This is a genomic window from Methylobacterium sp. E-016 (genome assembly GCF_022829745.1).
Classification (GTDB): Bacteria; Pseudomonadota; Alphaproteobacteria; order Rhizobiales; family Beijerinckiaceae; genus Methylobacterium.
The window spans coordinates 1-20,750 of the sequence record NZ_JAKSYF010000088.1; the positions used below are offsets into that span (position 1 = coordinate 1).

At 68.6% G+C, this 20,750-nt stretch carries 23 protein-coding genes and 1 pseudogene; 17 read left to right on the plus strand and 7 right to left on the minus strand.

All coding sequences use genetic code 11. From position 1 onward, the window contains the following. Window positions 1–211 precede the first annotated feature (211 nt). Together MKK68_RS11770 and MKK68_RS11775 are read right to left on the minus strand one after the other, a co-directional pair. Window positions 212–694: pseudogene (locus MKK68_RS11770) on the minus strand (nitrilase-related carbon-nitrogen hydrolase); the annotation flags it as partial. 103 nt (window positions 695–797) lie between these two features. Further along, window positions 798–1,694 (minus strand): LysR family transcriptional regulator, encoded by an 897-nt coding sequence (locus tag MKK68_RS11775; RefSeq protein WP_244030436.1) that lies wholly within the window; start codon window positions 1,692–1,694, stop codon window positions 798–800. Between the two features lie 80 nt (window positions 1,695–1,774). Between MKK68_RS11775 and MKK68_RS29465 the strand changes: the two genes are divergently transcribed. Together MKK68_RS29465 and MKK68_RS29470 are read left to right on the plus strand one after the other, a co-directional pair. Then, the gene (locus MKK68_RS29465) at window positions 1,775–1,894 is read left to right on the plus strand and encodes a zincin-like metallopeptidase domain-containing protein (protein ID WP_279605311.1); all 120 of its coding nucleotides are present in this window, start codon (window positions 1,775–1,777) and stop codon (window positions 1,892–1,894) included. A 38-nt stretch (window positions 1,895–1,932) separates the two neighbouring features. Further along, entirely contained in the window at window positions 1,933–2,157 is a 225-nt protein-coding gene (locus MKK68_RS29470; RefSeq protein WP_313899226.1) for a zincin-like metallopeptidase domain-containing protein, read from the plus strand. Between the two features lie 504 nt (window positions 2,158–2,661). Here the strand turns inward: MKK68_RS29470 and MKK68_RS11785 are convergent. Next, window positions 2,662–3,270, minus strand: coding sequence for a helix-turn-helix domain-containing protein (locus MKK68_RS11785; protein WP_243947489.1), 609 nt, complete (start codon window positions 3,268–3,270; stop codon window positions 2,662–2,664). A gap of 279 nt (window positions 3,271–3,549) precedes the next feature. On the opposite strand from MKK68_RS11785, the gene MKK68_RS11790 reads away from it, so the two are divergent. The 15 genes from MKK68_RS11790 to MKK68_RS11860 all read left to right on the plus strand — a co-directional run bounded on the left by MKK68_RS11790 (window position 3,550) and on the right by MKK68_RS11860 (window position 16,892). Further along, window positions 3,550–4,857 carry an MFS transporter gene (locus MKK68_RS11790; protein ID WP_244030441.1) on the plus strand — a complete coding sequence of 436 codons (1,308 nt, stop codon included), beginning with the start codon at window positions 3,550–3,552 and terminating at the stop codon, window positions 4,855–4,857. Between the two features lie 129 nt (window positions 4,858–4,986). After that, window positions 4,987–5,370, plus strand: a complete 384-nt coding sequence (locus tag MKK68_RS11795; protein ID WP_243936813.1) for a Rid family detoxifying hydrolase — start codon at window positions 4,987–4,989, stop codon at window positions 5,368–5,370. Window positions 5,371–5,381: 11 nt separating this feature from the next. Then, window positions 5,382–5,951 (plus strand): MOSC domain-containing protein, encoded by a 570-nt coding sequence (locus tag MKK68_RS11800; RefSeq protein ID WP_243936811.1) that lies wholly within the window; start codon window positions 5,382–5,384, stop codon window positions 5,949–5,951. Between the two features lie 3 nt (window positions 5,952–5,954). Continuing rightward, window positions 5,955–6,902 carry a PDR/VanB family oxidoreductase gene (locus MKK68_RS11805; protein ID WP_243947487.1) on the plus strand — a complete coding sequence of 316 codons (948 nt, stop codon included), beginning with the start codon at window positions 5,955–5,957 and terminating at the stop codon, window positions 6,900–6,902. Window positions 6,903–7,123: 221 nt separating this feature from the next. Next, entirely contained in the window at window positions 7,124–7,888 is a 765-nt protein-coding gene (locus MKK68_RS11810) for a GntR family transcriptional regulator (protein ID WP_147843117.1), read from the plus strand. Then, complete coding sequence (locus MKK68_RS11815; protein WP_243936807.1) at window positions 7,885–8,655, plus strand: ABC transporter ATP-binding protein; 771 nt, start codon at window positions 7,885–7,887, stop codon at window positions 8,653–8,655. The genes MKK68_RS11810 and MKK68_RS11815 overlap by 4 nt, the downstream gene beginning before the upstream one ends. 17 nt (window positions 8,656–8,672) lie before the next feature. Further along, window positions 8,673–9,482, plus strand: coding sequence for an ABC transporter permease (locus tag MKK68_RS11820; protein WP_243947485.1), 810 nt, complete (start codon window positions 8,673–8,675; stop codon window positions 9,480–9,482). Then, window positions 9,479–10,543, plus strand: a complete 1,065-nt coding sequence (locus MKK68_RS11825) for an ABC transporter substrate-binding protein (protein WP_244030437.1) — start codon at window positions 9,479–9,481, stop codon at window positions 10,541–10,543. Before MKK68_RS11820 ends, MKK68_RS11825 begins: the two co-directional genes overlap by 4 nt. Before the next feature lie 38 nt (window positions 10,544–10,581). Continuing rightward, the gene (locus tag MKK68_RS11830) at window positions 10,582–11,598 is read left to right on the plus strand and encodes a zinc-binding dehydrogenase (RefSeq protein ID WP_243936802.1); all 1,017 of its coding nucleotides are present in this window, start codon (window positions 10,582–10,584) and stop codon (window positions 11,596–11,598) included. Window positions 11,599–11,613: 15 nt separating this feature from the next. After that, window positions 11,614–12,033 carry a PaaI family thioesterase gene (locus MKK68_RS11835; RefSeq protein WP_147726782.1) on the plus strand — a complete coding sequence of 140 codons (420 nt, stop codon included), beginning with the start codon at window positions 11,614–11,616 and terminating at the stop codon, window positions 12,031–12,033. Between the two features lie 52 nt (window positions 12,034–12,085). Then, window positions 12,086–12,892, plus strand: coding sequence for a VOC family protein (locus tag MKK68_RS11840; RefSeq protein ID WP_147726780.1), 807 nt, complete (start codon window positions 12,086–12,088; stop codon window positions 12,890–12,892). Next, a complete protein-coding gene (locus MKK68_RS11845; RefSeq protein ID WP_210247504.1) occupies window positions 12,889–14,433 on the plus strand; it encodes a class I adenylate-forming enzyme family protein in 1,545 nt (514 codons plus the stop codon). The genes MKK68_RS11840 and MKK68_RS11845 overlap by 4 nt, the downstream gene beginning before the upstream one ends. Next, complete coding sequence (locus MKK68_RS11850) at window positions 14,430–15,500, plus strand: PLP-dependent cysteine synthase family protein (protein WP_147726778.1); 1,071 nt, start codon at window positions 14,430–14,432, stop codon at window positions 15,498–15,500. The genes MKK68_RS11845 and MKK68_RS11850 overlap by 4 nt, the downstream gene beginning before the upstream one ends. 103 nt (window positions 15,501–15,603) lie before the next feature. After that, entirely contained in the window at window positions 15,604–16,404 is an 801-nt protein-coding gene (locus MKK68_RS11855; protein WP_244030438.1) for an aldolase, read from the plus strand. A gap of 95 nt (window positions 16,405–16,499) precedes the next feature. Beyond that, window positions 16,500–16,892 carry a Rieske (2Fe-2S) protein gene (locus tag MKK68_RS11860; RefSeq protein ID WP_147726784.1) on the plus strand — a complete coding sequence of 131 codons (393 nt, stop codon included), beginning with the start codon at window positions 16,500–16,502 and terminating at the stop codon, window positions 16,890–16,892. Here the strand turns inward: MKK68_RS11860 and MKK68_RS11865 are convergent. Genes MKK68_RS11865 through MKK68_RS11880 form a run of 4 tightly spaced genes read right to left on the minus strand, consistent with a single transcriptional unit; the run spans window position 16,808 to window position 20,727 of the window. Then, window positions 16,808–17,743, minus strand: coding sequence for a choline kinase family protein (locus tag MKK68_RS11865; RefSeq protein WP_147726775.1), 936 nt, complete (start codon window positions 17,741–17,743; stop codon window positions 16,808–16,810). The genes MKK68_RS11860 and MKK68_RS11865 overlap by 85 nt on opposite strands. A gap of 26 nt (window positions 17,744–17,769) precedes the next feature. Next, window positions 17,770–18,720 carry a phosphotransferase family protein gene (locus MKK68_RS11870; RefSeq protein ID WP_147726773.1) on the minus strand — a complete coding sequence of 317 codons (951 nt, stop codon included), beginning with the start codon at window positions 18,718–18,720 and terminating at the stop codon, window positions 17,770–17,772. Continuing rightward, entirely contained in the window at window positions 18,717–20,000 is a 1,284-nt protein-coding gene (locus tag MKK68_RS11875; RefSeq protein WP_147726771.1) for a Zn-dependent hydrolase, read from the minus strand. Before MKK68_RS11875 ends, MKK68_RS11870 begins: the two co-directional genes overlap by 4 nt. Beyond that, the gene (locus tag MKK68_RS11880; protein ID WP_147726769.1) at window positions 19,975–20,727 is read right to left on the minus strand and encodes a DeoR/GlpR family DNA-binding transcription regulator; all 753 of its coding nucleotides are present in this window, start codon (window positions 20,725–20,727) and stop codon (window positions 19,975–19,977) included. Before MKK68_RS11880 ends, MKK68_RS11875 begins: the two co-directional genes overlap by 26 nt. Between the last annotated feature and the right edge of the window lie 23 nt (window positions 20,728–20,750).

Here is a 20,750-nt window from a genome sequence, read left to right on the forward strand (position 1 = left end):
CTTACGCTCTCTTCACGTAGCTGGATCGCGCGACGGACTGCCTCGGTCGTGGTGGCGCTTCCATGAAGAACCTGGCCCATAGCGCATCCCTCGCAGCATGGTGGTCAACCGTACCACCACACCGCGGGATCAAACACCTAGGGCGTCCCCGGCCCGTGCGCCGAGGATGGGGGGCATGGGAAACAGCCGGCGGCATCGACCTGGGGTTCGGGCGTTCCGCCGGCGTCTGAGTCACGCGCAAGCCGCGGGCGTCGCCGTTCGCCCAGACGAGCTTCTCGTAGAATGTCGGGACCAGCTTGCGGTGATGGTTGAGGATGGCGCCGTCGCGCCCGATCAACACGTTCGAATTCCAGAGGCAGCCGACGCTGGCCTCGGTGCTCTCGCTGAACCCGAGGGAGACGACGACGCCGTGTCGCCGGGCGGCGGCACGCACCGCGCCGATCTCCACCCCGTCGAGACGGACGGATTGGGCGGCCAGTCGCTTGAAAAGGTCATGGTTGTGGATCGGCGCGCGCAGGGCGACCCAGAGGGGAAAGCCCGGCATGTACCCCTCGGGGAAGACGATGAGGTCCGCACCCGCGCGAGCCGCTTCGCCGATCAGCGCCACGGCCTTCTCGGCCGAGCCGGCGCTGTCGAGGTAGACCGGCGCGACGTGACAGGCGGCGGCCTTCAACTGCGGGTATTCGGCGGGCATTCGTGCGGCTCCAATTCCAGGGATACCGCCGTTTCAACAGAGACCCGCCGTCCGGCGAAGGCCGGAAATACGCAACGCGCGGTGCGGTGATGCCGCCCTATGCTCAAAATTCGTTCAGATAGGCTGCCTCATCGGTGAACAGGTCGGTGAGGAAGCGGGTGACCGCACGAACCCGGCCGACGCATTCGATGTCTTCGTGCACACCGAGGTAGAGGTCGCGGCGCACCACCACCTCATCCGGAAGCACGGGCACCAGCGCCGGGTTGGTCTTGGCCGAGAACAGCGGCAGCAGGCAGATGCCCGCGCCTGCCGCGACGGCCGTCTGCTGGGCGGCCATGCTGGTGGAGCGGAAGACGACGTTCGAGGGTGTCAGGACTTCCAACAGCCAGTGGACCGGGCTGATGGCAACCAGATCGTCGACGTAGTCGACGAAGTCGTGGTCCTGGAGCTCTGCGCGCGTCGCCGGGCGGCCGCGGCCGAGCAGGTAACGCTCCGATGAGAACAGGGCCAGGCGGAATTCGCCGACTTTCTTGATACGGAGTCGCTGACCTTGTGGCGGCACGAACGACACCGAGATGTCGGCCTCCCGCTTGGTCAGGTTGATGAGGTGCCGCTCGGTTACGAGCTCGACGACGACGTCCGGTACCGCTGCTGCGAGCTCGATGAACTTGGCCGCGAGATAGAACGCGGCGATGCCCTCCATGCTCGCGACACGGACACGTCCGATCGGCTGAGCGATATCCCGTAGCCCGAGCGCTTCCCGGACCGAGACCATCTTCTGCTCGATGGCCTCGGCGATCACGAACAGCTTGTGGCCGGCCTCGGTCAACGCGAAGCCGTCCGAATTACGGTTGAACAGGCGAGAATCCAGGTTGCGCTCCAACTCGGCGATGCGGCGGCTCACCGTCGTATGGTCGACCTTGAGGCGGCGCGCAGCTGGCATGAGCCGGCCGTGTCGGGCGAGTTCCAGAAAGAAGGTTAAGTCATTCCAATCGAACATGCCGTTCCCTTAGCCGGTCGGAGCGTAGCTCGTTCCCTCAAGCCGCGGAAGGCGCTGGCTCAGGGCCGTGCCCGACCACGTTGGGTCGGGTCGACGCCTTTGTTGCCACCACCGGCGCGGTGATCCACGAGGGCGGTACCCGGGCCTGCTACGTGCCGGTCACTGACACGATCCACCTGCCGCCCCACGCCGCCTTCTAGACGCCCACCGGCTACGCCGGCACACTGGCCCATGACTCGTGCACTGGACCGGCGCCCTGCACCGCCTCGACCGCGACCTCACGGGTCGGTTCGGCGGCCGCGCCTACGCTGCCGAGGAGCTGGTGGCCGAGCTCGGCGCCGCCTTCGTCCTGGCCGACCTCGGGCTTGCGCGCACTCCCCACCCGGACCACGCAGCCTATCGTGCCTTCTGGGCGCCGCTGCTGCGCGCCGACCATCGGGCGCTGGCCACGGCCGCCGCCTAGGGCTCGCGCGCCGCGGACTACCTCGCCGCGCTGCAGCTGGTCGGTCGGGAGGCACCGGCGATACAGGATGAAGAGAGTACCATGACAGCCCCCTACCAGAGGCTGCACCGCCCCGGACGCGCATGCGCATGACCACCGTGGGCATCGAGCAGGCGCGCGGAGCATGAGCCCGGCGCCTCCTTTTCCGGCCGCGTCCTTGATGCGCTCCACCCCGCCCCCACCGGCAAAGACTAGGCCGGCGGCGGCACGACGCCGGTCACGTGCATGGCGAGGCCGGCTCGATGCGTACGTGGCCGCGCTCATCGCGCTCGATCGGATGGACGATGCGGCGGCGATAGAGCGTTTCAGGCCTTTGTAATGTGTGGTTGGCCTGTACAAGTTGGGCGCCTCGGCGGCGCTCGGTTCGAATCCATGAATTCGGGCAGTCACGGCGCCGGCGTCGAAACATTAGGGGCGTAGAGCCGATTCAGACGAGCGCCGAAAGTCTAACCGTTCCGGTCAACCCTATCGGACACGGGAAGGATCGATCACCAGAATATACTCGCAGGCTTCGGTTCCAACATTGCTGAACGCGTGTCCGGCATCGGCCTCAAAGTACAGGCTGTCGCCGGCCTCGGCAATGACGGTGCGGGTGCCGATCACCGCGCGGAGGCGGCCCCGGAGGACGTAGATGTATTCCGAGACGCCGCGGCGGTGAGCGGTGAACTCGCCTGTGCCGGCACCGGGCGGAAGCGTGTTGAGCACCAAATCGATGCCCCGCCCCGGCAGGACCGGCGACAGGCAGCGCCGCAGGAAGCCGGATTCCTCGTCCCGCAGGACCGGCTGACGGCGCGCGGGGATGAGCAGCACCTCGAGATCGGTCGCAGGCGCCATCAGGCGCGAGAAGGTGACGCCCAGCGCTTCGGCCAGACGCGAGAGCACCACGGTGGACGGCACCGCCTCGGCGCGCTCGATCTTGGAGATCATTGAGCGGCTGACGCCCGATCGCGCCGCGAGCGCCTCCAGCGACAGGTCGAGTTCCCGGCGGCGGCGGCGGATCTCCTCCGAGACGTGCATTTGAGAACCCGTCTCCGCCGCGATCTGCGCCGGGGCGACCGTCTCCCTCACCGACATGCCGTCTCCTGTTCCCCATCAGCCCGATAACCTCGACGGACCGGACGTACGGACACCTTTTGACCGCTGACTAGATCATCGCCTCGACTTTTGCACTCGACCGCACCCGTAGGAAGCTGCCGCTGTCGAGCGGCGAGATTTGAGGGGCACCGATGTCCGGGGCCGCATGGTTCCGTCGACCGATCGGCGCTGCAACATCTGGCACGTCGCTTGCCTCCACTAGACTGGAAATATCTCCAATACGATGGAGGCTTTGCGATGGCCAGTGCGGCGACAGCGATGGAGGCCAGCCTCGGCCCCGACCGGAGCGACGTGTCCCTCGCGGACCGACGACAGATCGTCTGGTCGAGCGTGATCGGCACCACGGTCGAGTGGTACGACTTCCTGATCTACGGCACAGCGAGCGCGCTGGTGTTCAACAAGCTCTTCTTCCCGAGCGTCGACCCAGTGGTCGGCACGATCGCCGCTTTCGGATCCTACGCGGTGGGCTTCCTCGCCCGCCCCCTCGGCGGGATCGTCTTCGGCCATTTCGGCGACAAGATCGGCCGCAAGGCCATGCTGTCCCTAACGATCATCATCATGGGGCTCGGCACGTTCCTGATCGGCTGCCTGCCAACCTATGCGCAGATCGGAATCTGGGCTCCGATCCTCCTCGTCACGCTTCGCCTCGTCCAGGGCATCGGCATCGGCGGCGAATGGGGCGGCGCGGTCCTGATGGTGGTGGAGAGCGTGCCTACCGAGCGGCGCGGCTTTTTCGGGAGCATCGTCCAGCTCGGGTACCCGCTCGGCGTCATCCTTTCGATCGGGGCGTTCGCGCTGGCGGGCCTCATGCCCGAGGCGGAGTTCCTGGCCTGGGGCTGGCGCCTCCCGTTCCTGGCAAGCGCGTTCTTGGTGTTCGTGGGCCTCTTCATCCGGCTTCGGCTGCACGAGACGCCCTCGTTCAAGCGCGTGAAGCAGCAGGCCGCGTTCGCCAAGATCCCAGTCATGGAAATCCTGACGGAGCATCCTCGAACCTTCCTGAAGGCCGTCGGCCTGAAGGTGTCGGAGATCGCCTACGTCAGCGTCGTCACCGTATTCTCAATCTCGTACGTGACGGGAAAGCTCGGCCTGCCCCGCGGCGTCGTCCTCAACGGAATCCTGATCGCCGCCATTATCGAGCTCTTCACGATCCCGGCGTTCGGATGGCTCTCGGACCGCTTCGGACGGCGACCACTGTTCGTGGCCGCCTGCGTGTTCTCCATCGTCTTCGCTTTTCCGCTGTTCCAGCTCCTCGACACCCGCGACCCGATGATCATCACCCTCACGATCGCGGTCGCCCTGAGCTTCGGCCAAGGCATCATGTTCGGGACGGGGGCCGCCTGGATGTCGGAACTGTTCGACGCCCGGTTGCGCTACAGCGGCGCCTCCCTCGGCTTCCAGGTCGGGGCGGCGCTCAGCGGCGGCTTCACGCCGCTCATCGCGGCGGCCCTGCTGACCTGGGCCTCGGGCGCGACCTGGCCGATCTCGATCTACCTGATCGTGCTGGCCTGCGTGACGCTGCTGGCGGCACTCTCGGCGCCCGAGACGGCGCGCTGTCAGATTGATTAGACGGATCCACCGCAGCGGATCACCGCGGCGCCGAGGGTTCTCCGGTCCGCCAAGGGCTTCCAAATCGGTGGATTTTCTTCCAGGATCATGGATGACGGCTGGCGCCGGAGCCGGCCTCGTGGAGGACGAATGGACAGGACGATCATCAAGACGGACAAGGCTGCGCCCGCGGCCGGTCCCTACGCCCAAGCGACCCGGGTTGGCGATCTCGTCTTCGCCTCCGGCCAGCTTCCGATCGACCGCGAGACGGGTGCGTTCCCCGAGGGCGTCGAAGCTCAGACCCGGTGTTCGCTCGCCAACCTCGCGGCGGTCCTCGAAGCCGGCGGCGCGAGCCTCGCCACGATCGCCAAGACGACCGTGTTCCTGAAGGACATGAACGACTTCGCCGCGATGAACGCGGTCTATGCAGAGCATTTCCCGGGCGACGCCCCAGCCCGCTCCACGATCGAGGTCGCCCGACTGCCGCGCGACGCACTGGTCGAGATCGAGGCGATCGCCCTCGCGACACGGTAGGAGGACGCCGAATGACCGATTTGTCACCCCCGCGCATGGTCGAGGCCTTCGCCCATCCAGCCGGTTCGATCGCCGTCGGCGTGCCCGGCGGCGCGGTCGGCTGGCGGGGCACGCTGCTCGCCATCCACATCGCCTCGGCGGCAAGCTACGAGATGGAGGAACTCGCCGAGGCGCGGTGCGTCGCTGGCCGCGGCATCGAGGGCGACCGCTACTATCTCGGCTCCGGCACCTACTCGCCCAAGCCCGACACCCGTGAGGTGACGCTGATCGAGCAGGAAGCGCTGGACGCGATCAACCGCAATGACCCGCCGCTGCAAGCCGGGCCGCTACAGATCGCGCCCATCGACCACCGTCGGAACCTGACCGTGCGCGGGGTGCCGCTCAATCACCTCGTCGGCCGTCGCTTCCGGGTGGGTGAGGTGATTCTGCGCGGCGGGCGGCTGAACTTCCCGTGCAAGTATCTGGAGGAGTTGCTCGGCCTGCCGGTCTACCTGCCGCTCTACAACCGCTCCGGGCTCAATTGCGGGGTCGAGCGCGGCGGCGTCCTGCGCCCCGGCGATCCCATCGAAATGCTGGACTAGGCCGTGAACGCGCGCCTCGTCATGAAGCTGCAGGTCGCGGCGGCCGTCGCGACTACGCCGGACGTGTTGCACCTCACCCTGGTTCATCCGCGCCGGCCGGAACTCCCGGCCTGGACGGCGGGCGCCCACGTCGACCTGCGTCTCCCCGACGGGCGCGTGCGCCAATACTCGCTGTGCGGCGACCCGGCCGATCGCGGCCGCTACGAGATCGCGGTCAAGCACGAGACGCCGGGGCGCGGCGGCTCGGCCTGGGTGCACGGCAACCTCGCGCCCGGGGCTGTTGCGGACGTCTCGGCGCCGCGCAACAACTTTCCCCTGGCGACGGGCGCACAGCGGCATGTCCTGGTGGCGGGCGGCATCGGCGCGACGCCGCTCCTCGCCATGGCACGCACGCTGTCGGCTCACGGTGCCGATTTTGAGCTCCATCTTTGCGCGCGCTCCATGATTCATGCGCCGCTTCTGGCAGACCTGCGAACTGTCTGCGGGCCGCGCCTGCACGACTGGTTCTCCGAGGAAGGCCGGCGCTTCCATCCGGCGCTCCTGCGCGGCCCCGACGCGAACACCCATGTCTACGCTTGCGGTCCTCGCCGCCTCACTGACGCCGTGCAGGCGGCGCTCGCCGCAAATGGCTGGCCGCCCGAGCAAGTCCATGTCGAGCACTTCGCCGCCGTCTCAGACGAAAACTTCAAGCCGGAACCATTCGGCGCGCGGATCGCCTCCACCGGCGCTGTACTCCACGTGCCGGCGGACCGTTCGCTCCTCGATGTGCTGCGCGAACACGGTTTCTCCCTGCCCTCCTCGTGCGAACTCGGTGTCTGCGGCGCCTGCGAATGCGGCTACCGCGACGGCACGGTGATCCACCGCGATGCGGTGCTCCCGATCGGGAAACGCCAGGATCGGATGACCCCGTGTGTCTCGCGCGCCCGCGTCGGCGTGACCCTGGACCTTTGACGGGCCCGCGATGGATCGACGGGGCGTTCGCGTGATGGTCGAGGGGAAAATTCCAAGAACAGGTCACGAAGCAGTCGTAAGCTGCTCACGATATGGGCGGCAAGGGGATATTTTATGCTAAACCACTGATGCTCATCAATTTTGTTGGCGCTTCTCTGAAAGCCTGGCTACGTTGGCTGGGTCTCGTGCGCTGATCACGAGGCTGCCGTGAGGTGGTGAAGATGCCGCGCAAGTCTGAGGACGGAGCCTTCCCGCGCCAACCGGACGTCCTGACGGTGCCCCCGGCGACCCTGCGCGGGAACCAAGCCTACGACGTTCTGCGCCGCGCGATCGTCTCGTGCCGGATCCTGCCGGGCATGCGCTTCACCGAGGCCGAAGTGATGGAGCGTTACGAACTCGGCAAGGCGAGTTGCCGGATTGCGCTGCAACGGCTGATCCAGGAGGGCTTCGTCGCTTCGATGCCGCGGCAGGGCTACCGGGCGGCCCCCGTCACCGTGAGGGATGTCGACGAGGTTTTCGCGCTCCGCGTTGTCCTGGAGCCGCTGGCCGCGCGGGGGGCAGCCGGCCGCGTAAACCGGGCCCAGCTCGAACGGCTGGAGCGGGCCTGCCGCGACCGTGCCGTGACCGACGTCGGCAACCAGATCGACTTCTTCCTCGAAGCCAACCGCAGCTTCCACATGGCGATCGCGGTCTCGGCCGGTAACCAGCGCCTGTGCCGGACGCTGTCGGGCCTCCTCGACGAGATGACCCGGCTCGTTGCGCTGGGGTTCGGCGTGCAGGGCGTCCGGCCGAACATCGAGAATGACCACAGCCTGATGATCGAATGCCTAGTCGCCGGCGATGCCGACGGAGCAGAAGATGTGGCGCGCCGTCACGTCGAGACGTTCCGCGAGATGACGATGCAAAAGGTCGTCCAGAGCCTTCGTGATACCGCCGCCCTCGTGCCGATCGATGCGGCGCTCCAGAGCGGCGACGGCTCCGCATGAGCGTCGTTTCAATCAGGGGCGTGAACAAATGGTTCGACCGGCGCGAGGGCGAGCCACTCCATGTTCTGCAGAACATCGACATCGAGGTGCCGGCGAGGGCGATCGTCGCGCTGCTCGGAGCCTCAGGATGCGGCAAGAGTACCCTCCTGAACATCATCGCCGGACTGATCCCGCCCGACAGCGGAACCGTGCTTCTCGACGATGTGCCGTCCGCCGAATTCCGGAACTGGCACTCGATGACCTACATGTTCCAGGAGGATCGGCTGCTGCCCTGGCGCACGGCGGCCCAGAACGTCGCGTTCGGGCTCGAGGCTGAGAGCCTTCCCGCGACGGAGCGGCGCCGGCGCGCCCGCGAGACGTTGGCCCTCGTCGGGCTCGCCGGCTTTGAGGACGTCTATCCGCACGAGTTGTCCGGCGGCATGCGCAGCCGCGTCGCCCTCGCGCGCAGCCTCGTAACCGAGCCGGCGATCCTCCTGATGGACGAGCCGTTCTCCAAGCTCGACCCGTCGATCCGGGCGCAGATGCATGCCGAGGTCCTGCGCATCGCGAGCCTGCGGAAGATGACGCTGATCTTCGTCACCCACGACGTCGAGGAGGCGATCGTCCTCGCCGACCACGTCGTCGTCTTGCATCCGCGTCCCGGGCGCGTCGGCGAGGCGCGTGCGATCGATCTGCCCTATCCGCGCAACCCGCTGGCGCCGGACGTCGCCGAGGCGGTGCGCGGCCTGCGCCTCGCCCTCGCAGGCTTGAGTCCCGCGTCATGCTAGAGCGGACGCCCCCACCCTTGCGCACGCCGCCATCCCTCCGCGCGACGCGCCGCGCCGCGACCAGATCGCGTCGCCTGCGCCTCGTCGCGATGCGCTTCGGCCTGATCGCTCTTGGGCTGGCCGCCTGGCAGGCGGCATCACTGCACGCGCCGAGCTTCGTCCTGCCGAGCCCCGCCCGAGTCTGGGGCGCGTGGTGCGCGCTCGTCGCCTCGAAGAGCTTTGCCACCGACCTCGGCATCACCTTCGGCCGCGTCGCATCCGGCTTCGCGCTGGCCGCTTTGGTCGGGCTTCCGCTCGGACTGCTGCTCGGTGCGAGCCGGGCGCTGGGCGCGTTCTTCGAACCGGTCCTGACGGTTGTGAACACGGTTTCCTCGACCATCTGGGCGATCTTCGCGCTGATCTGGTTCGGGCTGTCGAACTGGACCACGATCTTCGTGGTGTTCATGACCGCGATGCCGCTGATCCTGACCAACGTCTGGCAGGGCACGCGGACGGTGAACGCCGACTACCTCGAACTCGCGCGCACCTTCCGCATGCCGCGGTGGAAAGTGCTCTTCAAGGTCTATCTCCCGACGATCCTGCCGTCGTTCTTCTCGGGCGCACGCCTCGCCTTCGGGTTCGGCGCACGCGTCAGCCTGGTGGCCGAGTCCCTCGGGGCCAGCAGCGGCATCGGCTACCGCCTGCGGCAGGCCGCCGACCTCGTCCAGACCGATCAGGTCTTCGCGTGGACGCTCACCCTAGTCACGCTGATGATCGGGCTTGAATCCCTCGTGCTGAAGCCCCTGGAGCGGCGTCTCTTCGCCTGGAAGCGGACCGCGCAGACATGACCATCGCCCTTCGCCACCGCCCCCTCGGTGCCTTCGACCGCGACGACCACGACCTTTGGAGACGTGCCTCGATGACCGTGATGAAACGCGTCGGCCTGGTCGCCGCAGCCCTCGCGAGCCTTGCCGCCGCACCATGCCCCGCACGCGCCGAGACCGTGCGGATCGGCTACTGGAGTTCCGGGGTGAGCCTCGGCTTCGGGGCCGTCCTCGAAGCCGGCAAGTTCATGGAGAAGGAAGGGCTCACCGTCGAGTACCTCAAGTTCCCGGACGTGAACGCGCCGACCAAGGCCATGGCCGCGGGCGCGATCGATTTCGCCATCGCTGCCAGCGCGGGAACGTCCTTCAGCGTCGCCTCCGACGGCCTCCCCCTCAGCATCGTGCTGGCGACCCAGGTGGCCGACCTCGACTTCGTCGTCCCGGAAGCCTCGCCGATCCGGACGATGGCCGACCTGAAGGGCAAGAAGATCGGGACCTCGCCCTCGGGCAGCGCCACCGCGGCGATCACCTCCGCGATCCTGGAGACGAATTACGGCATCAAGCCCTCGGACTACGAAAGCGTGCCGGGCAACGATCCGCGGCTGGCGCAATTCCTGGCGCAGAAGGACATCGACGCGGCCGCCCTGCGCACGGTCACCCTGGCCCTGCTGCCCGATGCCAAGCTGCGCAAGCTCGGCTCCTTCCGCGCCGAGTGGAAGGCGATCACCAGGCAGGACGCGCCGCCCGTCCTCGGCGTCGGGCTGATGCGCAACGACTGGCTCAAGGCCAACCCCGCGGGGGCCGCCAAGGTCGTCGCCGCCATGCGCAAGGCCTACGAGTTCGGCAAGGGTGACAAGGCCGCGGTTGCACAGGCGCTCATGGCGGCGGCCAACCTCGGCGAAGCCGACGCGAAGGCCTACGCCGCCCTCTGGGATCACATCTACACCGTCAGCATGGAGCCGGCCGACGTCGCCTCCCTGAAGAACGAGTTCGCGGTGTTCAAGGCCGTCGGCGTCGTCAAGGGCGACCTGCCCGACGCCGCGCTGGTGACCGGCCCCTACGAGGCGTCGAAGGCGATCCGGTGACCGCCCGCGCCATTCAACGATCAACCGGAGGAGACAGCATGTCCGAGACGATGAAGGCCCTCGTGCTTCGCCAGCATGGCGAGATCAGCGACCTCGCCGTCGTCCACGACCACCCGAAGCCGAAGGCCGGCCCCGGCGAAGTCGTGATCCGGGTCGGCGCCTCGTCGTTCAACTACCACGACGTCTTCACCGTGAAGGGCATGCCCGGCATCAAGGTACCGTTTCCGGTGGTGATCGGCCTCGACATGGCCGGGCAGGTTGTCGAACTCGGCGAGGGCGTCGCGAACTGGAAGGCGGGCGACCGCGTCCTCGTCAACCCGCTCAACAAGGCCAAGGGCCTGATGGGCGAGATGATGGACGGCGGCATGGCTGAATACTGCCGCGTCTCCGCCGACCAACTGATCGCGATGCCCCCGGACGTGAGCTACGCCGACGCGGCGTCCCTGCCGGTGGCCTACGGCACCGCGCACCGGATGCTGATCACCCACAAGACGGTCAAGGCGGGCGACCGGGTCCTGATCCTCGGCGCCAGCGGCGGCGTCGGCACCGGATGCGTGATGCTGGCCAAGCAACTTGGCGCCGAGGTGATCGCCTGCGCCGGCAGCGCCGACAAGATGGCGCGCCTGACCGAACTCGGCGCCGACCACGTCGTCAACTACCGCGAGACCGACTTCTCGAAATGGGCGATCCAGACCTACGGCAAGCCCCAGCGGCGCACCTACGAGGGCGGCGTGGACGTGGTCATCAACTTCACCGGCGGCGACACCTGGGTGCCGTCGCTGAAGTGCCTGAAGCGAGGCGGGACCCTGCTGGTCTGCGGCGCCACCGCCGGCCACGATCCGAAGGAGGATCTCCGCTACGTCTGGAGCTTCGAACTCAAGATCGTCGGGTCCAACAGCTTCTACGACGACGACCTCTCGGCGTTGATGGACATGATCCAGGCCGGCACGCTCAAGCCGGTCGTCGACAAGGTGCTCTCCCTCGAAGAGGCCGCCGAGGGCCTTCGCATGATCCAGGACCGCGAGGTCATGGGCAAGATCGTCGTCGCTCCTTAGGACCGGATCAACAGCATGTCGGACACCTCACTCACCAAGGAACAGGTCGAGGCGCTGCTTCTGCGCGGGCCGTTCCACCAGTGGCTCGGCCTCGGCGTCGTGGCCGTCGGCGAGGGCACGATCGAACTCGCGGCCACGTGGCGTCCGGAATGGGTCGTCAACGCCGAGAAGGGCTACACGCACGGCGGCATCCTCGCGACGCTGGTCGACCTCACGGCCGACTGGGCGCTGGTGTCGAAGACCGGACGCGGCGTACCGACGGTGGACCTGCGCGTCGACTACCATCGGGCGGCGATGCAGGGGAACCTGCGCTGCCTTGGCAAGGTCGTGAAGTTCGGCGGCCAGATCTCGGTCGCCGAGGCGCAGATCCTCGACGCCGAGGGCCGCCTGCTAGCCAGCGGGCGCGGCGTCTACATGACGGCACCGGCGAAGTGATCGCGCCGACCGGCGCCGGCGAAGGGATCGCGCTTTCTAGGGGACGGACGGCATGAGCCGCCCCGCGAGCCGATCCGCCTATGACGGACTGGACCATGTCGTCGTCAACGCGATGCGCGACATGGACGCCGCCGCGGAGACCTTCACGGCGCTCGGCTTCCGGCTGACGCCGCGCGGGCATCACTCGCTCGGATCGATCAACCACCTGATGATGACGCGGGGGCCATATCTCGAGCTGGTCGGTGTGCCGGAACTCGGTCTCCAACGCCGCGACGTACTCGACTCGCCCTTCGGCCTGAACGGCCTCGTCATCGCCAGCGGCGATGCGGACGCGAGCTTCGCGCGGCTGAGCCGGACCGGGCTGCCTGTCGAAACGCCGGCGACGTTCTCCCGCCCGGTTACCGTCGCCGGGCGGACCGAAGAGGCGCGCTTCCGCACCGTTCGGTTTCCCGCCCACCTCTTCCCGGCGGGCCGGATCTACTATTGCGAGCACCTGACGCCGGACCTCGTCTGGCGACCGGAATGGTTCGCCCACCCCAACGGCTTCAACTGGATCGATCGGGTCGTCGTCACGAGCCGCGATCCCGAGGCGGAGGCCGTCCGCTACGCGGCCGCCTGCAACGCGCTCGCGCAGCCCGATGCCGACGGGTGGTCCATCCGGCTCGGGGACTTCCACCTCCACGTCGTCGCCGGCGGCGCGCCGCGCTTCTTCGAACTGGGGTTGCGCTTCGATACCCTGGAGGAGATCGAGCACCGGGCCCGTGCCCTGCCGGGGGCCCTGTGGCTTCGCCACGACGCCGCCCGCGCAACCCTGACGCTCGCCGCCCTCGACCTTCTCGTGACCTGCCGGAGTTCATGATGAGCCGCGCCGACGCGATCGACAACCTCGGCGCCCTCGTCGACCGCTCCGGCGATCCGGACCGGCCGGTCTTCATCGGGTTCGACGGCGAGGCGCGCGAGACCGTGATGACCCGCGCCGGCCTCGACGCGATGGCCGACGCGTTCGCCCGCGGTCTCCTGCGCGGGGGACTCGCGCGCGGCGACCGGATCGCGATCCTCGCGGCGAACCGGCCCGAGACTGTCGCCCTCGTCCTTGGAGCCATGCGGGCCGGGATCGTGCCCACACCGGTAAATCACAAGTTTCCCGCGTCGACGGTGGCGTGGGTGATCGCCGATTGCGGCGCCCGCCTCGTCGTCTGCGACGCCGCCCGGCACGCGGCCTTCACGGGTGCCGTCCCCATCGCCGTCTTCGACCGCGACGGTCCGGATGGGCTGGCATCCTGGCTCGACCCCGGCGCGTTCGAGGCTGTTCGGCCGTGGGCCGACGAGGCGGCGCTCTGCCTCTATACCTCGGGGTCGACGGGGCGGCCCAAGGGGGTGATGTTGGGCCATGCCGCCCACCTCTGGGTGGTGCGCACGCGAATGGCGGAGGCGGACCTCCGCGCTGAGCGCCTGCTCATCGCCGCACCGCTCTACCACATGAACGCGCTGGCCCTTGCGCTCCTGGTCTGCGCCTCGGGATCGAGCGCGGTGCTGCTCCCGCAATTCGACGCGAAGCGCTACATCGCGGCGGTCGGGCGATACGGCTGCACCTGGCTCACCGCCGTGCCGCCGATGATCGCGATGATGCTGCGCGAGGCGGGCGCCCTGGCCGAAGCCGACCTCTCGGGGGTCCGCACCCTGCGCATGGGCTCTGCGCCGGTGAACGAGACCCTCATGGACCAGACCCGGACGCTGCTTCCGAACGCCCGGATCATCAACGCCTACGGCACGACCGAGGGCGGTCCGATCGTCTTTTCCGGCCATCCCTCGGGCCTTCCCATCCCGGTCGGCTCGGTCGGCCACCCGCATCCCCAGGTGCCCGTCCGCCTGGTCGGGCCGGAGGCGCCGAACCTCGGCGTGCTGCAGTTAAAGAGTCCGGCGATCATGCTCGGCTACCACCACCGCCCGGACACCCCTTCCCCGATCACGTCCGACGGCTACTACGACACCGGCGACGTGTTCCGCCGCGATGCGGACGGATTCTACTTCTTCGTCGGCCGTGCCGACGACATGTTCGTCTCGGGCGGCGAAAACATCTTCCCCGGGGAGGTCGAGACGGTGATCGAGACGCATCCGGACGTGCTCCAGGCCTGCGTCGTGCCGGTGGAGGACGCAATCAAGGGGACGAAGCCCGTCGCCTTCGTGGTGCGCCGCCCGGGCGCGGCCGTCACCGAGGCGGAGGTCAAGAGCCACGTGCTCGCCCACGCCCCAGCCTACCAGCACCCGCGCCGGGTCTGGTTCCTCCAGGGTATGCCCCTCGCCGCGACGGGCAAGATCGACCGCAAGGCGCTCCTCTCGCAGGCCGAGGCGGATCTGCGCAAGGCGGATCTGCGCGGCTCTGATGCGACCGGCTCATGAGCCGTCCGACCGATAGGGACCGACCCTGGGTCTCCCAGGCGATCCGGCGGATCGAGGCCGACATCAACCGCTCGGCGGACACGCACCTGATCCGGCTGCCCCTTCCGCACGCCCCCGGGATCGAGCTCTATCTCAAGGACGAGTCGAGCCATCCCACCGGCAGCCTGAAGCACCGCCTCGCCCGCTCGCTGTTCCTCTACGCCCTGTGCAACGGCTGGATCGGCCCCGAGACGACGATCGTCGAGTCCTCCAGCGGCTCGACGGCCATCTCGGAAGCGTATTTCGCACGTCTGCTCGGGCTGCGCTTCTTCGCGGTAATGCCGCGCTCGACCTCGGCCGAGAAGGTCGCCACGATCGCCTTCCACGGCGGAGAACCACACCTCATCGACGGCGGGAACGTCAGTGACGCTGCCCAATCGCTCGCCGGCGAGATCGGCGGCCATTACATGGACCAGTTCACCTTCGCCGAACGGGCGACGGACTGGCGCGGCAACAACAACATCGCCGAATCGATCTTCGCGCAGATGGCCCTGGAGGACGCCCCGGTCCCGGCCTGGATCGTCTGCGGCGCCGGCACCGGCGGTACGTCCGCGACCCTCGGCCGGTACATCCGCTACCGCACCTACCCGACGCGCCTGTGCGTCGCTGACCCGGACGGCTCGGTGTTTCACCGCCATCACGCCGACCGGACGGTCCAGGGCGTTCCCGCCTGCGGCAGCGTCATCGAGGGCGTCGGCCGGGCGCGGGTCGAGCCGTCCTTCATCCCTGACCTGATCGACCGCATGATCGCGGTGCCCGACGCGGCCAGCATCGCCGCGGCCCGGATGACGAGTGCCCGCCTCGGCCGACCCTGCGGCGGCTCAACGGGCACGAACGTTTGGGCTTGCCTGCATCTCGTCGAGGAGATGCGCGCGCGCGGCGAAACCGGATCGGTCGTCACTTTGCTCTGCGATTCCGGGGAGCGCTATCGCTCGACGCTCTACGACGACGGCTGGCTCGCCGCCCGGGGTATCGATCTCACGGAAGCCGAGACGCGCCTGGCCGCCTTGTTCGGGACCCTGGCATGACGGTGCCGCCTGCCCCGCAGCCTACAGTCGACGCCCCGAAACGCCACGCTGCCGGGTTCCCCCGATCCACCACGCGCCGGCGAACCCGAATGGAGACGACGCAATGGCCCACGCACTGTCTTCTGGCACCAACGGTCCCGTCGCGGGCCACGGGGCGAACCAGCCCGATCTTGACCGCCCCGAGATCCGCGAGGCCAGGGCCGACCTGGCCGCCTGCTTCCGCATGGCGGCCCGTCATGGGCTCGAGGAGGGCATCTGCAACCATTTCTCCGCCCTGGTGCCGGGTTACGACGATCTCTTCCTCGTCAATCCCTACGGCTACGCCTTCTCGGAGATGACCGCGTCCAAGCTCCTGGTCTGCGATTTCCACGGCACCGTCGTCGCGGGCGAGGGGCAGCCCGAGGCGACGGCGTTCTTCATCCACGCCCGGATCCACGCTCGCATCCCGCGGGCGCGCGTCGCCTTCCACACGCATATGCCCTACGCCACCGCCCTCTCGATGACGGAGGGCGAGCCGCTGATCTTCGCCGGCCAGACCGCGCTCAAGTTCTACGGCCGCACCGCGGTCGACCGCCACTACAACGGGCTCGCTCTCGACACCCGAGAGGGCGACCGCATCGCCGACGCCGTGGGCGAGGCCGACATCGTCTTCATGAAGCATCACGGGGTGATGGTCTTGGGACCCACCATCGCCGAGGTCTGGGACGACCTCTACTATCTCGAACGGGCGGCCGAGGTGCAGACCCTGGCCCTCTCCACCGGGCGGCAAGTCCTCCCCGTGGAACCCGCGATCGCCGAAGCTGCGTACCGCCAGATGCGCGCCGGCGATCCCGAATCTGCCCGTCTGCACCTTGCCGCGATCCGAAGGACCCTGGATCGCGAGGAGCCGGCATACCGGGATTGAGGCGACGGACGTAAACGACGGAACGGGCGACCTGATCGCCAATCCGCATGTTCGCGACGCCTACCTCGGTGGCTGACCCGGAACGGCCCGTGCGGATGCACCTCAGTCCTCTCCACCTTAGCGATGAGGCCGCACCGATACCGATCCTCGTGAGAGGGCGACATCTGATCCTCATGCGGGACGGCGAAAGGCTCGTCGCGGCGGAGCGGGCCTGCCCTCACGAAGGCGCCGACTTGTCGCTCGGACGCTGCGCGGCGGGCCGGATCCATTGTCCGAGGCACCTAGCCTCCTTCGACCTCGCATCAGGAGCGGTCTCGCCGGGCTGGTCCTTCCGTGCGCTTCGCCTTTACCGCGTGATCCGAGCGGCGCCCCGCACGGCGCCAGTCCCCGTGCGGGGCGCCGATCACAGACGCTTCAGCCAGCGCAGCCAGTCCGGATGGTGGAACAGGGTGCGGGCGCGCATAAGCTTCCAAGTGCCGTACTTGTAGAAGTCGAAATCGAGCAGCGAGACCGTTTCCTGGATCATCGCCCAGGTCGACCACTTCAGGTCGGCCAGCGCCTTCAGCACCTGGATACGCGTGGCGATCACCGGGTCCCAGCGCCCGAAATAGACTTCAATCATCTCGCGCTCGACGCCGTCCGAGAACGCCATCTCGTCGAACCACAGGGCGAGTTCGTAAGCGCGCTCGTTGTTCGAGGCGTATTCGAAGTCGACCAGCATGACCTGGTCATGCTGGTCGATGAGGAAGTTGCCGGCGAGCGTGTCATTCATGCACGGCACGAGGTCGAGGCCGGACGCCAGAAGCGCCGCCTTCGCCTCGCCGTAGCGCCGCATCAGGAACGGGGCGTCCTCGGGCTGGCGCCCACCGACCTCGGCGACCTGCGCGACGTGTTCGTCGATCATATCGAACACGGTCTTGGTCAGGCTCAAGGGGCCGGAATCGTTGAAGGTCTTCAGCGCCCGCACCGTGTTTCCGCGGACGGCCGGCCGCAGGAAGTCGAGGTTCGAGGTGGCGCGAAAGCCCTCGAGGAAGGCGAAGATCTCGACGCCGGGGTCGGGCAGGAAGTCGACCACCTCGGCGCCGACGCCGCTCGCATGGGCCTTCCGGCTCGCCTCGACGGCCACCGTTCGGGTGATGAACATCTCGGTCCCGCGCCCCGGCACCTTCACGAAGAAGTCCTGCGCGGCGCCGGACGAGACCTGCCAGTTCGCATTGCTGATCCCGCCGGAGACCGGGCGATAGCGAAGTGCGGCGCCTTGCCAGCGCGGTACACGCGCGAGGATCGCCTCGAGATCGCGCTCGGCCGCGCTCAGCCCGTCGCCCAGGGCCTTCCACATCGTCGTCCTCCCCTCGTGGCGTCGTGTTAGAGCCCGCGGAGCCAAGCTTCGAAATCCCAGGCCCCGGTCGTCGTGCGGGCGTGAAACAGCCGCCACTGGCCGTACTTGAAGAACTCGATGCCGCCGCGTGGGGCTGTCACCGCGCGCACGATGCCCCACAGACCCCACATCACGTCGTCGACGGCGCCATAGAGTCGGCAGCGGGCGAACAGGCGCGGGTCGCAGGTGCCGGCATAGGCCTCGATCGCCGCGCGGCGGCCGTCCTCGAAGCGGCAGACCTCGTTGATCAGCGCGCCGACCTCGAACCAGGGATCGGCATCGCCCGCGAGGTCGAAGTCGACGAGGTGGATATCCGCGCCGGCAAGCATGATGTTGGAGGCGACGCCGTCGTTGCGGCAGGGTGCGAGGCCGATGCCGGATGCCTGCATTGCCTCGCCGATGAGACCGCTCGCCGCGATCAGCTCTCCGGTCCCATCTGGAAGCGGCGCGCCGACGGCCTCCGCCTCGCGGGCCAATGCCGCGATCCGGGCGAAGGGGCAGAAGCGATGGCCGAAGGGAGCCTCCCCCTGAAGCCGGCGCAGCGCCGCCAGCACCGAGGCCAACGTGTCCGCATCTTGCAGGTCGCCGACGCGGGCGTAGCGCCAGGGATCGGGGAGCAAGTCCAGGCCGAGGATGCCCTCCCCGACGATCCGCACGGCCGGTCCGAGGCCCAAGGCGCCGGCGCGCTCGGCCGCCCGCACCGCGACCGCGGTGACATCGTCGGCCATGTCGGCGTGGCGAATCTTGAGGAAGACATCCGCCTCGCCCTCAACGGCGACCAGTACGCAATCCGAGGCCGTCGCACGGTGGCTCGGTGAGGCCACGGGCGCGGCGGCCAGCGCGTAGCGGAGCGGCCGGCCCCGCCATTCGGGGATGCGGGCAAGCGACGCCTCGACGCGATGCTCGAACGGCGTCTCGGGATGTCCGACCGCCTTCATCGCGCATCGCCCCGGATCGCACGCTCGGGCGATCCGCCGGCGCGGCAGAGGCGCTCGGTCGCGCGCAGCATCACGGCAAGACCGGCCTGCATGTCGGAATCCAGGGTCATCTCGGCGGCGTCGTGGGCGATGCCATCGACGCTGGGCACGAAGACGAGGCCGATCGGGCAGGCGCCGAGCAGGCTGAGGGCATCGTGACCGGCCACCGTGTCCATCGGGATCGCCCGGTGCCCGGTCTCTTCGGCGGCGAGGGCCATGAGATCGCGCATCGCTCCGGGGAGCGGGCGGATCGGGCGCTCGACGCGGGCGAGGATCGCGAGGTCGGTGCGGGCGCGCTCGGCCGCCGCGCGGAGCGCCTCGTCCGCGAGCGCACCGGCTTGGTTGAGGATGGCATCGTCGGCGGAACGGATCTCCACCGAGAGTTCGACGCGGGACGGGACGACGTTGGCGGAGTTCGGCGCGACCCGGATGCGGCTGACCGACGTGTGCACGCGGCCCGGCCAACGATCGGCGATGGCGCGCACCTCTGCGATGGCGTAGGCCCCCGCCAGCAGGGCGTCGCGACGCAACGGCATCGGGCACGGCCCGGTATGGGCCTGCGCGCCGGTGAAGACCGCGTCGATCTTAATCGCCCCCCAATTGCGGGCGACGATGCCGATGGTCGCGCCGGCCTCGGTGAGCACCCTGCCCTGCTCAACATGGAGTTCGAGGTAGCAGGCCGGGAGCGGAGGTGCCGGATCGATGCCGCGATGGCCGATCGCCCTCAGGGCTTCGCCCAGCGTCACGCCGTCGTCGTCGCGGATCGCCAGCGCGTCCTCGGGACGGTGATGGCCGACATAGCTGCCGCTGCCGAGCAGGCTCGGCCGGAAGCGGGCACCCTCCTCGTTGGTCCAGTTCGCGACGCAGAGATCGGCATCGGACGTGGCGCCTGCCGCCTCGGCCCGCAGGAGGGTGGCGGCCACCCGCAGGGCGATCGCCACGCCGAGCGCGCCATCGAAACGACCACCCTGGGGTTGGCTGTCGAGGTGCGAGCCCAGCATCACCAGCGGGGCGTCGGGTCGGCCAGCGAGCGCAAACAGCCCGAACTGGTTCCCGACCGCATCGGTGCGCATCGCGCCCCCGAGATCGCGGACGATCGCCGCGAACACGTCGCGCGCCTCACCGTCTTCCGCGCTGCCGCAGAGCCGGTGAACGCCGCCGCCCGCGGTGGCGCCGCACGCCGAGAAGCGGTCGAACAGGTCGTGCAGGCCGGGATCAACCGGCGATAAGATCGATGTCATGACGCGTGAAGCGATCCAGGAAGGCGGCGGGCGGCGCGCGGTCGGTGACCACGCTAAGCGGGTCGGACAGGTCGAAGGTGCAGAGGTTGGCCTGCAGCCCGAACTTGTGGGAATCGGCCAGGATCACCGAGCGCCGGGCCTGTCCCCGCAGCGTCCGCCGCAGCACCGACTCGTGCTCCTCGTAGTCCATCCAACCGCGGTCGAGGTCGCAGGCCGAGATGCCCATGAAGACGATGTCGAAGAAGTAGCGCCGGGCGTAGGCGACCGTCTCGTAACCAACGAGCGCGTTGTCCTTGGGGCGGAGCGTGCCCGGCGTCAGGTTGACCCGCGACGGCCCGCCACCGAGCAGCAGGGCGACGTCGATCGAGTTCGTGGTCAGCGTGAGATTGCGCTGGATCAGCCGCCGCGCCAGCGCCAGCGTCGTCGTGCCGGTGTCGATGAAGATCGACATGCCGTCGTGCACCAGCCCCTCGGCGATCGCGGCGACCCGCGCCTTCTCGCGCGGGTTGGTCTTGCCGCGCTCGATAAGCGGCCGGTCCTGGTCGAGGCGCGGCGCCACGGCGCCGCCGTGGATGCGCCGGAGCAGCCCACGCGTCTCCATCAGCTTGAGGTCGCGCCGGATGGTCTCCTCGGACACCTTCAGGAAGGCGGCCGCCTCCGCGACCCCGACGCGGCCGGTGCCGTGGAGGCGCGACAGGATCTCCTGATGGCGATGGTCCGTCAGCATCCGAGCGCCTCATCTCCGATTCG

What these genes read in the sequence shown, in the direction of transcription:
- MKK68_RS11775 (WP_244030436.1), bottom strand. Translation starts at nt 1,694, where the DNA reads ATGTTCGATTGGAATGACTTAACCTTCTTTCTGGAACTCGCCCGACAC.
- MKK68_RS11880 (WP_147726769.1), bottom strand. Translation starts at nt 20,727, where the DNA reads ATGCTGACGGACCATCGCCATCAGGAGATCCTGTCGCGCCTCCACGGC.
- MKK68_RS11790 (WP_244030441.1), top strand. Translation starts at nt 3,550, where the DNA reads ATGGAGGCCAGCCTCGGCCCCGACCGGAGCGACGTGTCCCTCGCGGAC.
- MKK68_RS11825 (WP_244030437.1), top strand. Translation starts at nt 9,479, where the DNA reads ATGACCATCGCCCTTCGCCACCGCCCCCTCGGTGCCTTCGACCGCGAC.
- MKK68_RS11875 (WP_147726771.1), bottom strand. Translation starts at nt 20,000, where the DNA reads ATGACATCGATCTTATCGCCGGTTGATCCCGGCCTGCACGACCTGTTC.
- MKK68_RS11815 (WP_243936807.1), top strand. Translation starts at nt 7,885, where the DNA reads ATGAGCGTCGTTTCAATCAGGGGCGTGAACAAATGGTTCGACCGGCGC.
- MKK68_RS11800 (WP_243936811.1), top strand. Translation starts at nt 5,382, where the DNA reads ATGACCGATTTGTCACCCCCGCGCATGGTCGAGGCCTTCGCCCATCCA.
- MKK68_RS11860 (WP_147726784.1), top strand. Translation starts at nt 16,500, where the DNA reads ATGCACCTCAGTCCTCTCCACCTTAGCGATGAGGCCGCACCGATACCG.
- MKK68_RS11830 (WP_243936802.1), top strand. Translation starts at nt 10,582, where the DNA reads ATGTCCGAGACGATGAAGGCCCTCGTGCTTCGCCAGCATGGCGAGATC.
- MKK68_RS11850 (WP_147726778.1), top strand. Translation starts at nt 14,430, where the DNA reads ATGAGCCGTCCGACCGATAGGGACCGACCCTGGGTCTCCCAGGCGATC.
- MKK68_RS11810 (WP_147843117.1), top strand. Translation starts at nt 7,124, where the DNA reads ATGCCGCGCAAGTCTGAGGACGGAGCCTTCCCGCGCCAACCGGACGTC.
- MKK68_RS11795 (WP_243936813.1), top strand. Translation starts at nt 4,987, where the DNA reads ATGGACAGGACGATCATCAAGACGGACAAGGCTGCGCCCGCGGCCGGT.
- MKK68_RS11855 (WP_244030438.1), top strand. Translation starts at nt 15,604, where the DNA reads ATGGCCCACGCACTGTCTTCTGGCACCAACGGTCCCGTCGCGGGCCAC.
- MKK68_RS11870 (WP_147726773.1), bottom strand. Translation starts at nt 18,720, where the DNA reads ATGAAGGCGGTCGGACATCCCGAGACGCCGTTCGAGCATCGCGTCGAG.
- MKK68_RS11835 (WP_147726782.1), top strand. Translation starts at nt 11,614, where the DNA reads ATGTCGGACACCTCACTCACCAAGGAACAGGTCGAGGCGCTGCTTCTG.
- MKK68_RS11785 (WP_243947489.1), bottom strand. Translation starts at nt 3,270, where the DNA reads ATGTCGGTGAGGGAGACGGTCGCCCCGGCGCAGATCGCGGCGGAGACG.
- MKK68_RS11840 (WP_147726780.1), top strand. Translation starts at nt 12,086, where the DNA reads ATGAGCCGCCCCGCGAGCCGATCCGCCTATGACGGACTGGACCATGTC.
- MKK68_RS11865 (WP_147726775.1), bottom strand. Translation starts at nt 17,743, where the DNA reads ATGTGGAAGGCCCTGGGCGACGGGCTGAGCGCGGCCGAGCGCGATCTC.
- MKK68_RS11845 (WP_210247504.1), top strand. Translation starts at nt 12,889, where the DNA reads ATGATGAGCCGCGCCGACGCGATCGACAACCTCGGCGCCCTCGTCGAC.